At 66.2% G+C, this 14542-nt stretch carries 12 protein-coding genes; 7 read left to right on the forward strand and 5 right to left on the reverse strand.

The features are described 5' to 3' along the window. Positions 1-261 precede the first annotated feature (261 nt). Both mprF and J2T07_RS07755 read left to right on the forward strand, forming a co-directional pair. Complete coding sequence (mprF, locus tag J2T07_RS07750) at positions 262-2826, forward strand: bifunctional lysylphosphatidylglycerol flippase/synthetase MprF (RefSeq protein ID WP_306848734.1); 2565 nt, start codon at positions 262-264, stop codon at positions 2824-2826. Continuing rightward, a complete protein-coding gene (locus J2T07_RS07755) occupies positions 2823-3629 on the forward strand; it encodes an AcvB/VirJ family lysyl-phosphatidylglycerol hydrolase (protein WP_306848736.1) in 807 nt (268 codons plus the stop codon). Before mprF ends, J2T07_RS07755 begins: the two co-directional genes overlap by 4 nt. 807 nt (positions 3630-4436) lie before the next feature. Here J2T07_RS07755 and J2T07_RS07760 read toward each other — a convergent pair. Further along, complete coding sequence (locus tag J2T07_RS07760) at positions 4437-5873, reverse strand: nicotinate phosphoribosyltransferase (RefSeq protein ID WP_306849511.1); 1437 nt, start codon at positions 5871-5873, stop codon at positions 4437-4439. Between the two features lie 25 nt (positions 5874-5898). Further along, on the reverse strand, positions 5899-6600 hold the full coding sequence (locus J2T07_RS07765; RefSeq protein WP_306848738.1) for a pirin family protein: 702 nt from the start codon (positions 6598-6600) through the stop codon (positions 5899-5901). Between the two features lie 195 nt (positions 6601-6795). Between J2T07_RS07765 and J2T07_RS07770 the strand changes: the two genes are divergently transcribed. Both J2T07_RS07770 and J2T07_RS07775 read left to right on the forward strand, forming a co-directional pair. Then, a complete protein-coding gene (locus J2T07_RS07770) occupies positions 6796-7803 on the forward strand; it encodes an LLM class flavin-dependent oxidoreductase (RefSeq protein WP_306848740.1) in 1008 nt (335 codons plus the stop codon). 10 nt (positions 7804-7813) lie between these two features. Then, the gene (locus J2T07_RS07775; RefSeq protein WP_306848742.1) at positions 7814-8248 is read left to right on the forward strand and encodes a putative toxin-antitoxin system toxin component, PIN family; all 435 of its coding nucleotides are present in this window, start codon (positions 7814-7816) and stop codon (positions 8246-8248) included. On the opposite strand, the gene J2T07_RS07780 is transcribed toward J2T07_RS07775, so the two are convergent. Together J2T07_RS07780 and J2T07_RS07785 are read right to left on the reverse strand one after the other, a co-directional pair. After that, a complete protein-coding gene (locus J2T07_RS07780; RefSeq protein ID WP_306848744.1) occupies positions 8223-8870 on the reverse strand; it encodes a DUF6348 family protein in 648 nt (215 codons plus the stop codon). The two genes, J2T07_RS07775 and J2T07_RS07780, sit on opposite strands and share 26 nt — an antisense overlap. 26 nt (positions 8871-8896) lie before the next feature. Further along, positions 8897-9670: a DUF72 domain-containing protein gene (locus J2T07_RS07785; protein ID WP_306848746.1), complete on the reverse strand. Its 774-nt coding sequence runs from the start codon at positions 9668-9670 to the stop codon at positions 8897-8899. Between the two features lie 161 nt (positions 9671-9831). Here J2T07_RS07785 and J2T07_RS07790 point away from each other — a divergent pair, with 161 nt between their 5' ends. Next, positions 9832-10452, forward strand: coding sequence for a response regulator (locus J2T07_RS07790; RefSeq protein WP_306848748.1), 621 nt, complete (start codon positions 9832-9834; stop codon positions 10450-10452). Between the two features lie 95 nt (positions 10453-10547). On the opposite strand, the gene J2T07_RS07795 is transcribed toward J2T07_RS07790, so the two are convergent. Then, positions 10548-11522 (reverse strand): GlxA family transcriptional regulator, encoded by a 975-nt coding sequence (locus J2T07_RS07795; RefSeq protein ID WP_306848751.1) that lies wholly within the window; start codon positions 11520-11522, stop codon positions 10548-10550. A gap of 95 nt (positions 11523-11617) precedes the next feature. Between J2T07_RS07795 and J2T07_RS07800 the strand changes: the two genes are divergently transcribed. Both J2T07_RS07800 and J2T07_RS07805 read left to right on the forward strand, forming a co-directional pair. Further along, positions 11618-12256 carry an HD domain-containing protein gene (locus tag J2T07_RS07800; RefSeq protein WP_306848753.1) on the forward strand — a complete coding sequence of 213 codons (639 nt, stop codon included), beginning with the start codon at positions 11618-11620 and terminating at the stop codon, positions 12254-12256. Positions 12257-12324: 68 nt separating this feature from the next. After that, complete coding sequence (locus J2T07_RS07805; RefSeq protein WP_306848755.1) at positions 12325-14541, forward strand: TonB-dependent receptor family protein; 2217 nt, start codon at positions 12325-12327, stop codon at positions 14539-14541. Position 14542: the final 1 nt, after the last annotated feature.

The raw sequence follows: 14542 nt of genomic DNA on the forward strand, positions 1-14542 counted from the left end.
CACGAAACAGATCCGGCTCCGGGGACGGGCGCGGCATGCCTCGCAGGGTAAGAACCTGTGCTTACGTCGAGCTTTCCCCAACCTTAGCGGAACCTTTCGTCGCCAGGCTGGTTGACCGGCCGTTCACCCAGGTGACACGCCCTGCCGTACCCGCGCGCTCTGTGGCAACCTACACGACCTTACGACCACCGAACGACCATTGGAGTCAGCGCGCACGTGGAGCACGAAACGAGGGCGGAGCTCCCGACGACAGATCAGCCTTTGGCCAAGCGCGCACTCTATGTGACCCTGCTGCGTCGCGCGGGCGGCCCCGTGCTGTCCGTGGTCTTGCTTTGCCTGGCGCTGTGGGCCCTCCACGCCATGGCCAGCGAGGTCACCTACCGGCAGATCGCCGGTTACGTGCACGCGTTGCCCAACACCGACATCGCGTTGGCGGTGCTGCTGACCGCGGCCGGCTACGTCGTCATGACCCTTTACGACTGGTTCGGCCTGGCCAGCATCGGTCGTCGGCTGCCGGCCCGGCGGGTGGGCCTGATTTCCTTCATCAGCTATGCGTTTTCGAACGCGCTGGGCATGTCCCTGCTGGTCTCCGGCTCCATCCGCTATCGGTTCTACGTCCAAGCCGGGCTCAGTACCGGCGAAGTGGCGCGGGTGGTGCTGTACACGACCCTGAGCTTCTGGCTCGGCCTCGCCGCGCTCACCGGCGTCACCTTGCTGCTGGTGCCGATTCCTCCCGATGTACCGCTTTCCGGCCTGCGTATCCCGCTGGCGATCGTGCTGGCGCTGGTGCCTCTGGCCTGGTTCGGCGTCGCGGTGGCGGTGCGCCGGCCGGTGCGCGTGTGGCGCTGGGCGGTCAACACGCCGACTCCTGCCGTGGCCATGCGCCAGATCCTGACGGGCGCGCTCGACTGGGGCCTCGCCGCCGGCGTGCTCTACGTGCTGATGCCCGAGGCGATTTCGGGTGGCTTCGGCCACTTCCTGGCCATTTTCGTGGTAGCGCAGATGGCGGGGCTGATCAGCCACGTCCCGGGCGGCCTGGGGGTGTTCGAGGCGGTGATGCTGGCGGGCTTCGGCGCCACCGGTAACCACGGTCTGGAAGCGCCCATCCTGGGTTCGCTCGCCGCCTTCCGCCTCGTGTATTACCTGTTGCCGCTGTGCGTGGCGACGGTGATGGTCATCTGGCGGGAGGTCCGCGCGCTGCGCCATGCGGCCCTGGTCACCCCGTGGTTCAGCAGCCTGTTGCCGCCGTTCTTCGCCGGGTTGACCCTGGTCTGCGGCGCCGTGCTGCTGTTCTCCGGCGCCACCCTCGCGATTCCGGGACGCATGGAGATCCTCCGGGGCTTCGTGCCCTTGCCGCTGGTGGAGGTATCGCACTTCCTCTCCAGTGTGGTGGGCATGCTGCTGCTGATCCTGGCCCGCGGTCTTCAGCGGCGGCTCGACGCCGCCTACGTGCTGACCCTGGTCCTGCTCATCCTCGGCGCCATCCTGTCGCTGCTCAAGGGCATCGATTACGAGGAAGCCACCCTGCTTTCCCTGCTCGCCCTCGCCCTGGCTCCCGCGCACCGGCACTTCTACCGGCGCGCGTCGTTGTTCCGCGCCAGCTTCTCGCCCGGCTGGGTGCTGGCGATCGGCGCCGTGCTGGCCTGTTCCACGTGGCTGGTGTTCTTCAGCTTCAAACACGTCGAATACAGCAACAACCTGTGGTGGGAATTCAGCTTCCATCACGGTGGCGCGCCGCGTGCCCTCCGCGCGCTGGTGGGTGCGACGGCGGTGGTGATGCTGGTCGCTCTGGCCAACCTGATCCGGCCGGCGCGGCCGCGCCGCGCGTATCCGGGCGAGGCGGACCTGGCCCGGGCGATGCCACTGTTGAAGCACTTCGATTCCGCGCAGGCGCATCTCGCCCTGGTCGGCGACAAGATGCTGATGTTCGCCCCGGGAGACCAGGCCTTCATCATGTATGACATCGAAGGACGCAGTTGGGTGGCCATGGGCGACCCGGTCGGCACCGACGAGGCGGCGCGCAGGGAACTGGTCTGGTCGTTCCGGGAGAGTTGCGAGCGCGCGGGTGGCTGGCCGATCTTCTACCAGGTGCGCCCTGCCGACCTCGACCTCTATCTCGACGTGGGCATGAACCTGCTCAAGATCGGCGAAGAGGCGCGTGTCCGGCTGGAAACCTTCAATCTCGACGGCAAATCGAAGAAAACCCTGCGCGGGACGGTGAACAAGCTGTCACGCGACGGCTTGCGCATGGAGATCGTGCCGGCCGAGGCCGTTCCCGCCTTGATGCCGAAACTGAAATGCGTCTCCGATGCATGGATGCGCGACAAGAAGGTGCGCGAGAAGCGTTTCTCGCTCGGCCTGTTCGATGAACGCTATCTCGCACGCACCCCGATGGCGGTGGTCTGGCAGGGCGACGAGCTGGTGGCCTTCGCCAATGTTTTCGTTACCGCGACGAAGGAAGAAGCCTCCGTCGATCTCATGCGCCACCTGCCCGAAGGCCCCTCCGGCATCATGGATTTTCTGTTCATCGAACTGATGGTCTGGGCGAAAGCCGAAGGCTATCGCTGGTTCAACCTCGGCATGGCCCCACTATCGGGCCTGCAAAATCGACGTACCGCGCCACTGTGGAGCCGCTTCGGCGCCATGGTGTTCGGCCGTGGCGAGCGCTTCTACAACTTCCGCGGATTGCATCGCTACAAGGACAAGTTCGATCCCGAGTGGGAGCCGCGCTATATCGCCGTTCCCGGTGGCATCGCCTTGCCGCTGGCGCTGGCCAACGTCGCCAGCCTGATCTCGGGTGGCATCGGCGGGGTAGTGCGCCGGTGAAGCGTTCCCTGAAGAAGACGGTTCGTTACGTACTGCTCGGCATCGCCGGCTTGCTCGTGCTGGCTTTGCTCGCCTGGCATCCGTGGACGCGCGCCTCGATGGAAAAGTCCACCGTGGAGCTGCCCGCACTGAAGGCCGCACCCGCTGGCGAGGAAGACCTCCTGGTGGTGATCTACTCAGGCGACGGTGGTTGGTGGGACCTCGACCAGCGCCTCGGGGCCGTATTCACACAGCGTGGCATCCCCGTCGCGGGGGTGAGCACGTTCAAGTATTTCTGGCGCTATCGCTCACCGGAAGAATCCGCGCACGACCTGGACGGCCTGCTCGATCGTTACACCCTTCAGTGGAACAAGCGCCGCGTGCTGCTGGTCGGCTACTCGTTCGGCGCCGATGTGCTGCCGACGATCGTTGGCAAGCTGCGTCCTGACAATCGCGACAGGCTCAGTCAGCTCGTCCTGCTCTCGGCCAGCCGCGATGTGAACTTCGAGATCGAGCTCGAGGGTTACATGCAGCAGGGCTGGTGGACCACGCACACGCACAACTTCCTGCAATGGCTGAACCCGGTGGTGCACACCGACGCCATTCCGCCTATCGCGGCCCTTGGCGGACGTCCACCCATGGCCTGCTACTACGGCGCGGAGGACGCGGACGACAGCGGTTGCACCGATCGCCGGCTGCCGGCCTTCGTCACCGTGTACAAGAAGCCCGGTTCGCACCATTTCGACGAAGACTACGAAAAGCTCGCCACCGAATTGATCCAGCGCATGCCCGGACACCTTCCGGAGGTCTCGACACCGCCTTAACGAAAATCCCGGGTTCGATGACGTGAAGGCGTGTCACGAAACATTCACGGCCGCGCCACCAGAAATTTCCTCTTTTCCGCTCAACCTGTCGGTCCGGGCGGAAAGAAAAGCAGGAGATGGCCATGCATCGAGAGCCAGGAAAACGCGATTACGGATCGTCCGACTGCGCAGCCTTGCGGAGTCTGGCCAGCCGTGGCGTGAGCGTGCCGCAATCGGCCCCGAAACCGCCCCCGCGTCCCGTTCACACGGAGCGTCCGCGTCATGAACAGCGGCGCGAGACCCGCATCCCAGCCTGAACGTAAGGGTTCGCTGAGGCCTGCCGAGGCAAATTGGCACTAATTTTAAGAATCCTCCTATATCCGTCGTCGGTCGACCTACGCAACATTAGGTCCGTGCCCCGCCCGGCTGTCGGGCAGGGCGAACGAATCGCCGATGACCGATCCGACGGCAGGATGCCGTCCGTCCCTAGCGCCAGGATCGATCCCCCCCTTCATCGGCGGTAACGCCGCGCCGGCTTTGCCGGGCCGCGTTCGGGTGGCCACGGCCACCAGACCAAGGGACGGTCGCCATGGCCCTCCGCGTGAGCGTGAGGGCCATGTTTTTTCCGGATCCGGTGAAAGCCGGCCCCGGTGCAGCCCCGGCCTGATGAAAGCCGACCCTGGCGGAGCCCCGGCATGGTGAAAGCCGCCCTGGTGAAAGCCAACCTTTGGGGGAGCCGACCTTGTCGGCGATCCCGCGGCAGCGGACCAGGGTGAGGCAAGCCCCATCGCCGCTGAAGCGGCTCCCACAAAGGCAAAGGCGGTTCCGTCAGCGGCCCGCGGCAGCCCTTTCCCGCACTTCGGCGAACGACCATTCGCGTTTCAGTTCTCCGTTTTCCCACACCGTCTGCATGACTTCTTCCCAACTGGGTTCGATCGCGTCGGCCGGGAGCGACACGGCATCGCCGGGTAGCGGCACGGTGCGGTAGCTACCGTATTCGCGATGGCGCAGGAGGGTCATCCGCCCGCGCTTGGACAGCTTGCCCTGGTCGGTGACCGGGTCCTTCCATACATCGCGCCACGTGCCGTCGATGCGGGCCGCCGAGCACTTCAGCGCGAACTTCTGGGTGTCGCGGGTGAGCTTCTGCAAGAGCGCGCCACCCATGCCGAAGGCGAGGTTGTCGGCGGCGTAACCGGCGGCGGTGATGCGCTCGAGGATGGCTCGGATACTCTCCGGGTTCACGCCGTCACCCTGGATCACGCGGACGTGATTGAGTACGCGATAGCCCTTGCCATTCACGGTGCTGCCGAAGGCTTCGTTCAACAGGCTTACGCAACGGTGCACCACTTCCACCGGATCGCCGGAGTCCGGTCGCACGACCACGGTGGCGCCCGAGGCGATGACTTCGTCGCGAAGTGTCTTGCCCCAGTGTTCGACGATGGCTTGGTAGATGTCGTAGCTGTCCGATACCACCGCCACCAACGATCCGGGACGCGCGAAGCGGCGAAGCATGTTGCGATACGCGTCGACTTCGTGTTCCTTGCCCCAACTGGTAATCGTGCTGTGCTCGGCGGCGGGGATCGAATAGCCGGCCATGGCCTCGCCGTAGTACGTGCGCGCGGCGAGCACCCCCGAGACGGTGTCGGTACCGAGGAAGTTGACCAGATGGGCCATGCCGCCGAGGCCGGCGGATTCCGCGCTCGATACGCCGCGGGCACCGAAGTCGTGCAGCTTGAAGGGAATCTGGCCTGCCGGATCGTCGGAGGTGCGTTCGAGGTACTGCAGGATCGTCCGACGGGCCTGCCAGCTGGTCGTCGCGACCGTTACCGGATACCAAAGGCGCAACAGCAGCGTTTCCAGGTACGAAGGCAGCCAGAAGGCTTTCGGGTCCGTGGATTCGATCGTGACCAGCACCTGGTGCGTCGGCACCACGCTGCCTTCGGAAACGGCGCGCACGCGCACCGGGAGGCGGCCGCCGTGCGTGTCGACGATATGGCGCCAGCCTTCCTCGTTGAAGGGTTCGCCGTGGGCGGCGAAGAAGTCGCGCGCCTCGTCGACATCGGCGTGCGTGACGGGGCGGCCGAGTCGCGCCTTCAGGACGGCCTGGAGGCCGAAGAACACCGTGCTCTCATAGGTTCCGCCTCGTGATTCCACATAGAAGAACGTGGCATCGGTGCCTGGCGGATATTGCAGCCAGTGGCTTGCCTTGTAGCTGTCGGTGTCGAGGATGGGATTGTCGAGATAGGGGGTGCCGTGGGTCGTCATGACCCACAGCATACCCCTCGCTTCATCAGGCGGCGGTGTCGACGAGCACCAGTTCCGCGTCGCTCGTGGCGGTGATGCGCAATGCCGTCTCGTCGCGGATCGCGGCGCCATCGCCCTTGTCCAGCGCGATACCGTTGACCACGACCGAACCGGCTGCCGGGACCATGTAGGCGTAACGGCCGGGAGCGAGCGGGTATTCCACCGTCTCGCCGGCCTTCACGCTGGCGCCCAGCACGCGGGCGTCGGTACGGATCGGCAGTGCGTCTTCATCGCCGGCGATGCCACTGGCCAGGGTGACGAAGCGTCCCGAGCGTTCGCCCTTCGGGAACGGACGGGTACCCCAGGCCGGCGCGTCGCGCTTGCCATCCGGAATGATCCAGATCTGGAAGATCCGGGTGGCGTCCGGCTCGGCGTTGTACTCGGCGTGGCGAATGCCGGTGCCGGCGCTCATCACCTGCACGTCGCCCGCTTCGGTGCGGCCCTTGTTGCCCAGGCTGTCCTCATGGGTGATGGCTCCCTCGCGAACATAGGTGATGATTTCCATGTCCGAATGCGGGTGCGGCGGGAAGCCCGTGCCGGCGGCGATGGTGTCGTCGTTCCAGACGCGGAGCGCGCCCCACCCCATGCGCTTGGGATCGTGGTACGAGGCGAACGAGAAGTGGTGTTTGGCGTCGAGCCAGCCGTGGTTGGCACCGCCAAGACTGGTGAAGCGGCGGACGTCGATCATGTCGTGCTCCCCCGGGAATACCGGACTGGATGAGTGGATGGGTGTATTTTCCTCCGACCCATCCGCCGTGGAGCATCGCTTTCCGGAACGGATTGTTTCCTCGAAAGCGCCTTGCAGGGTTGCAAACGAAACCCCTGCGCCCATGTGGGACGAATCGGCGGTGCCACGCCGCCTCCCCTTGCGAGGTATTCCCGAATGATCCCGTTCTCGGTGCTCGACCTTTCCCCCGTCCCCCGTGGATCGACGCCCGGCGAATCGCTGCGCAACTCGCGCGACCTGGCCCGCCACGCGGAGGCTCTGGGTTTCCATCGCTACTGGCTCGCCGAGCACCACAACATGACGGGTATCGCCAGCGCGGCCACGTCGGTGGTCATCGGGTACATCGCCGAGGGCACCAGCACGATCCGCGTCGGCTCCGGCGGCATCATGCTGCCCAACCACGCACCCCTGGTGATCGCCGAGCAGTTCGGCACCCTCGCCTCGCTGTATCCGGGCCGCATCGACCTGGGCCTGGGACGGGCACCGGGAACCGACCAGGGCACGGCTCGCGCGTTGCGCCGATCGCTCGGCCCCAGCGACGACCGCTTCCCCGACGACGTGCAGGAGCTGCAATTCTTCCTCGGGCCGCCGCAACCCGGACAGACCGTGCGTGCGGTGCCGGGCATGGATACCAACGTGCCTATCTGGCTGCTCGGCTCCAGTCTGTTCAGCGCGCGGCTGGCGGCGGAGCTGGGCTTGCCGTTCGCCTTCGCCTCGCACTTCGCGCCGGATCTGATGATGAAGGCGCTGGAGGTGTATCGGACGATGTTCAAGCCGTCCGACGTGCTGGACAAGCCCTATGCCATGCTCGGTATCAACGTGGTCGCCGCCGACACCGACGAGGAAGCGCGCCGCCTGTTCACCTCGCAACAGCAGGCCTTCTGGAACCTGCGCCGTGGCGCGCCCGGCCAGTTGCCGCCACCGGTGAATTCGATGGAAGGTGTGTGGACGCCGATGGAGAAGGCCCAGGTGGACCACGCCTTGTCGTGTGCCGTGGTCGGCTCTCCCGGGACGGTGCGCGAAGGCCTTGCCGCGTTCATCGAACGCACCGGTGCCGACGAGTTGATCATCACCGCGCAGATCTTCGACCACGAGGCGCGCAAGCGTTCCTACGCGATCGTCGCGGAGCAGCACGCGGAGCTGGCCCGCCGTACGGCGGCCTGAGCCAGCCCCCGTGAGGGTCGTCCTCGATACCAACGTGTGCCTGGACGCCTTCGTCTTCGCCGATCCGCGCGCGGATCGGCTCGTCGCGGCGATGGCGGCTGGCGACGTCGAGGCGGTGACGCGTGCCGACTGCCGCGACGAGTGGCTCGCGGTGCTGCGCTACCCGGTGTTGAAACTGGACGAGGCGAGCATCGAGGCGGCCATCGCCCGGTTCGATGCCTCGGTCACGTTGATTTCGGTGCCGCTGGCGGCCATGTCCTTGCCACGCTGCCGCGATCCCGACGACCAGAAATTCCTCGAACTGGCCGCCGCCGCGGGCGCGGCGGTGGTGTTCTCGCGCGATGCCGAGGTGTTGCGCCTCGGCCGTCGCACCATGCGCGACGGCCTTTTCGCGATCATGAAACCCGAGGACTGGACCCTCAATCCATCGGCACCAGCGCGATGAAGTTGCGCAGGCTGTAGTAGCGCTCGTGCTGCGGCCAATCCACCGACGCGATGGCCTTGTGGCCCGCCGCCCAGGGTTCGTTGTCGAGCAGCACCTCGACCTGGGTCTTGCCGTCGCCGACGTTGCCGTAGAACACGCGTATCCAATGCACGTCGGCCGTGAGCGGTGCCGTGGCGATGGCCGCTTCCAGCGCCGACAGACCGTCCTCCGGGATCTCCATCGGCGCGTCCTTCTCGCCGCGCAGCGTGAAGTCGCCGATGTAGAGGGTGAACCGGTGCACACCGGCGACCAGCTCGCGGACAGCGAGCTTCTTCGCGTTCACCCTGTGCCAGCAGGCCGCCAGCACGACGTGGAAATCGTTACGTGCGAAACCGTCCAGAGCATCGCGGCATCCCGCCTTGCCGGCACCGATGCCGCCGAAGCTTTCCTCGATGGTGCGCTCCTCGTCGAGCACGATATCGATGTCGAGGCGGCCCATCCCGCCACCGGCGCCCTCGTGCCAGATGCCGCGAATGGCGGGGAAATCCTCGCCTTCGGTGAGCAGCCAGTCTTCGTCGGCTTCGAGTTCGACGCCATGCTCGGCGAAAAGGTCGATCAGGTGGTTCTGGATGAGACGGTCCATGGTTCGTCCGGTCTGGGGATGGGCGATTATGCGTTGTCGGTCAGCTTACCGAGTGCGACCGCGGCCGCGGGGTTCCGTTCCTTGGCGGCCGAGATGAAGTAGACGAAGACATCCCGCGCGGCCGCCCTGGAAGCGGCCGGCCCCACATGCGGCAGGTCGGCCGGGTCTCCTCCCTCTGCCCAGGTCGCTGCACGCTCCGCCCAGGCCTTGAGGTCCTTCGCCCGATAGCCGTCGGTTTCGCTCGATACGCTGCGCATCAATCGTGCATAGACGAAGGGGCCGGTCAGGTCGGCCAGGGACGGATATTTCGGGGAATCGGTGAACACCGTCGCCACGCCTCGATCGCGTGCGAGTTCCAGCCAGCGCTCGTCCATGAAGCTGTCGTGGCGCACTTCCACGGCGTGGCGAAGGGCCACGCCGGCATGCGTCTCGGGCAGCAGGTCGAGGAAGCCGGCGATATCGTCGGCGTCGAACTTTCGCGTGGGCAGGAACTGCCAGAGCAAGGGGCCGAGACGGTCGCCGAGGGCGACCGCACCGTCGAGAAAGCGGCCGATCCGCTCGCCGGTGGACGCGAGCGCCTTGGTCTGCACGATATGCCGTGGCGCCTTCACCGAGAACACGAAGCCTTCCGGGGTTTCGGCCGCCCATTTCTCGTAGGTCGAGGCGTCGGGCGAACGGTAGTAGGTGCCGTTGATCTCGATGGCCCGGACCTGGCGGCTCGCGTATTCCAGTTCGCGCTTCTGGACGAGTCCTTCCGGGTAGAACACGCCGCGCCAGGGTGGAAAGATCCAACCACCCATGCCGGTGCGGATGTGTCCCCGCCTGGGGGCTTTGCTGCTCGCGCGGTGGGTCGCCATGGGAACCGATGCTCGCAAGGATGAAGTGGAGGGTTCGTCTTTACATGCGGTGCGCCGCATCATTGCGCGATACTCGCCGTTTCCGAGTTTCCCGCGAGCCGACCATGCCGTCCATCCGCATCATGACCGTCGACGACCATCCCCTCCTGCGCGAAGGCATCGCCGCCGTGATCGAGGGGCAGGAGGGACTGGAACTGGTGGCCGAGGCGAGTTCGGGCGAGGAAGCCATCGAACGTTATCGCACGCACCGCCCGGACCTCACGCTGATGGACCTGCAGATGCCCGGCATCGGCGGGATCGCGGCCATCGAGGCCATTCGCGCCGAGTTCGCCGACGCCCGCATCCTCGTGCTCACGACATATCGCGGCGACGTACAGGCGCTGCGTGCGTTCCGTGCCGGCGCGCAGGGCTACCTGCTGAAGAGCGAACTGCGCAAGGACATGTTGGTCACCATCCGCCAGATCATGGAAGGAAAGCGCCGCGTACCCGAGGAAATCGCGCAGGAAATGGCCGGCCACGCGGATGACGACGAACTCACGCCGCGCGAAACCCAGGTGCTCACCCATGTCGCCCGTGGCGAGGCCAACCGCGATGTCGCCACGGCCCTCGGTATCGCCGAGGAAACGGTGAAGGCGCACATGAAGAGCATCCTGGCCAAACTGCAGGCGAACGATCGCACGCACGCCGTCGCCATCGCCCTGCGCCGGGGCATCATCGAGCTCTGAACCCGGTGCCCGAGCGCGCGATCGACGAGAGGTCATCGTCGGTGGGCTCCGGACATGCGTTTCGCCGGGCCGGTCGAACCGGTGTGACGGCGGGGTCAAGCCCGCACGTGCGCGTGGCGCTTGCGGTATTCGGCCGGGGTGACACCGACCCGGCGCATGAAGGCGCGGCGCAATCCGTTGACGTCGGCATAGCCGCAGCGCGAAGCCACCCGCTTCGGGCTTTCATGGCCGTTCTCCAGCAGGCGGCGCGCCGCTTCCACTCGCATCGCCTCGACGAAGGCGGCCGGCGTCATGCCCACTTCGTGCTGGAAGATGCGCGCGAAATGCCGGGCGCTCATGCCGACGCGCGCCGCCATCGACGCCACGGAATGGTCTTCGGCGGGATGGGCCACCACGTAGCGTTGCAATTCCTGCAGGGCGCCGCGTCCCGCAGGCGCCGCGTCGCCATGGCGGCTGAACTGCATCTGCCCGCCCGGCCGCCGGTAGAACACGACCAGTTCGGCCGCTACCGCCATGGCGATGTCTCGCCCGAGGTCTTCCTCGACCAGGGCCACCGCGAGATCCATGCCGGCCGTTACACCGGCCGCCGTGCATACCGGGCCGTCGCGAACCACGAAGGCATCCGCTTCGACCTTCAGCGAGGGATGCCGCTCGGCCAGCAGGGACGCCACGCGCCAGTGCGTGGTCACGCGGCGCCCATCGAGCAAGCCGGTACGGGCGAACAGCAGCGCGCCGCTGCAGATCGAGCCATAACGGCGGGCCCTTTCGCTGTGGCGCCGCATCCATGCCACCGCCGTCAGGTCGACGGCGGCGCGCGGCAGGCCGGGTGAGCCCGCGACGAGCAAGGTGTCCAGATGCTCAATGTCGTCGAGCACGCTGCGGTCGGGCAGGAAATGCAGCCCGGACGAGGCGGCCACGGCCAGGGGCGCCGTGCCGACCGTGATCACCCGGTATACCTCGCGGCCCGCCTGGCGGTTGGCTTCCGCGAAGACGTCCGCCGGGCCGGCGACGTCCAGCATCTGCACGCCGGCCGGAGCAAGGATGGCGATGGTCAGGGGTGGCGGCCGCATGGTGAGCAATATGGCTGGATTTGATATATCAGGTCAAATCAGGACAGAGCGGGCGCGCGATGCAATGGTCCTCCCATCCCACGAGGCTTCCCGCCATGAGCACCATCGCCGGCATCGCCATTCCCGACAGCGCCCTCGCTCGCGAGATCACCGAACTGGTCCGCGACACCGAGACCGACCTGCTCTACCACCACTCGCGCCGCGTGTTCCTGTTCGGCGCGTTGACCGGTAAGGCCAGGGCACTCACCTACGATCCGGAACTGCTCTACGCCGCCGCCATGTTCCACGACATGGGCCTCATGCCCGCCCATGCGAGCAAGACGGAACGCTTCGAGGTGGACGGCGCCAACGCCGCCCGGGCGTTCCTGACGGGCAAGGGCATCGCGCAGGACGATATCGACGTGGTCTGGGCGTCGATCGCCTTGCACACCACCCCGGGTATCCCTCGGCACATGAAACCCGAGATCGCGCTGCTGACGGCCGGGGTGGAAATGGATGTCCTCGGATTGGGCTTCGAAACCGTCCGGAGCGCCGATCGCGAGAAGGTCGCCGAGGTCCATCCGCGGGGCCCTTCCTTCAAGACCGGCATCGTCGACGCCTTCTACGAGGGCATCCGCGCCAAGCCGGAGACCACCTTCGGCAACGTCAAGGCCGACGTCATGGCGTACAAGGAGCCGGGATTCCAGCGCACGGATTTCGTCCAGTGCATCCTGCACAACCCTTGGTCAAGGTAAGCGCTGATTGCTCTGATAATCATTCGCACTTACGATGGCGGCCTTTCGCCCATTAGCAAGGCCGCCTCATGCGTTTCGGTCCCACCACCCTCGCCCTGGCGCTCGCGAGCGCCTTCGCCGCGCACTCCGCGGCAGGCCAGGAAACACCGCCGCCTCCGCCGTCCACCGACCTGGAAGGCGTCAAGGTGGTCGGCAACTGGTTGGGAGAGGCGGCCAGCAATACGGTGGCGAACCATCCGGGTGCCCGCACGGTGGTGCGCCGCGAGGAACTGCGCGAAGCCGGCGCGGTGAACCTGCGTGACGCCCTGCGTCGCATTCCCGGCGTGCAGGTGCAGGAAAGCAACGGCACGGGAGGCAGCGACGTGTCGCTCAACGTGGGCGTGCGTGGCCTCACCTCGCGCCTTTCGCCGCGTTCCACCATCCTGCTCGACGGGGTACCCATCGCCGTGGCGCCCTACGGCCAGCCCCAGGCGTCCATGGCGCCGGTCGGCCTCGGCAACCTGCAGGCGGTCGACGTGGTCCGCGGTGGCGGGTCTGTGCGTTATGGGCCGCAGAACGTGGGCGGCATCATCAACTTCGTGACGCGGGACATCCCGCAAGCCTTCGGCGGCAGCGCAGGCGTGCAGATGCAGGGCGGCGAGCACGGCGGCATCCGCACCAATACCAACGCCTTCGTGGGCGGCACGATGGACAACGGGCTCGGCCTCGCCCTGCTCTACAACGGCCTGCATGGCCCGGGCTTCCGCGAGCACGAGGACAACGAGAGCATCGACGACGTGATGCTCAAGGCGAAATACGCCTTCTCCCCCGAGGACACGCTCACCGGCAGCATCCATCACTACGACGGCCAGGCCGGCATGCCCGGTGGACTGAACCAGGCCGACTACGATGCGGACCCCTTCCAGTCCCGCCGCCCGTTCGACGATTTCCACGGCCGCCGCACGGACTATGTATTGAAGTACAGCCACGTCGACGACCGCCGCAGCTTCGAAGTGCAGTCGTACTACTCGGACAGCTTCCGTGGCAGCCACATCGAGACGATCACCCAGAACGCGAACGGCAGCTATACGCACCAGCTCAACGCCTATCCACGCAACTACCACGTATTCGCCATCGAGCCGCGCTACTCGCAGTTGTTCGACTGGGGCCAGGTCACCCACGAGATCGGCATCGGCTACCGCTATACCAGCGAGGCGATGCACGAGCGCACCCTGCGTAACAACCGCTACGTTTCCAACCTGTCCTATACCCCGTACGACAGCTTCCCTTATGGCGGCCCCTACGTGCTCTCGGGCAACAACACCGGCAGCAACGAGGCGCATGCGCTGTATGTCGACGACACCATCAACGCGGGGAACTGGACGATCACGCCGGGTATCCGCTACGAGCGCATCGACAGCGAGTGGCAAGCGCATCCGGGCGCGACGGTGGTGGTAAGGGGGCCGACGGAGCGAACGAAGGACTATTCCAAGCCGCTGCCATCGCTCAATGTCATTTACCACCTGAGTGATGCGTTGAAGCTCTACGCGAACGCGGAAACCTCGTTCGGCTCGCTGCAATACTTCCAGATCGGGCAGAAGGATTCGAACAATCAGTTCGCGGCCGGGCTGAAACCCGAGACGGCGCGCACTTACGAAATCGGCACGCGCTACGACACGAAGGCGTGGGGCGGCGAGATCTCCTTGTTCCGGATCAACTTCGACCATGAGCTGCAACTGGTCGGCAAGCTGCCCAACGTGCCGGACTCGTACGAAGGCTGGACCAGCCTCGGCGCCACGACGCACAAGGGCGTCGAGTCCGCGGCGCATGTCGACCTGGGCGCCTTCAGCGACGCGCTGGATGGCCTCACGCTATGGGGTACGGCCACGTACACCCACGCGTTCTACAAGCACGGCTCGTTCGAAGGCCGCGACCTGCCGTTCTACTCGCGGCGCACGGCCAATCTCGGCTTGCGCTACGGCATCGCGCAATGGACCTTCAACCTCGACGCGTTCGCGCAGTCGAAACAGCATTCGCCGGGTTCGCCGAGCTTCGATCCCGCGAACCCCACGGAATACATCACCGAGCCCTCGCCCGAAGGCGACCTCGGCGACATCCCCGGCTGGACGACCTGGAACGCCCGCGCCGAGTACGCCTTCGGCCCGTCGGCGTCGAACCTCCGCCTGGGCGTGGGTGTGAAGAACCTCACGGACAAGCGCTACTTCACGCGCTCGACCGATAACAACGACGGTATCTACGTCGGCCTGCCGCGCACCTATTTCGTGCAGGCGTCGGTGGATTTCTGAC

It is taken from the genome of Luteibacter jiangsuensis (genome assembly GCF_030812295.1).
Taxonomy (GTDB): domain Bacteria; phylum Pseudomonadota; class Gammaproteobacteria; order Xanthomonadales; family Rhodanobacteraceae; genus Luteibacter; species Luteibacter jiangsuensis_A.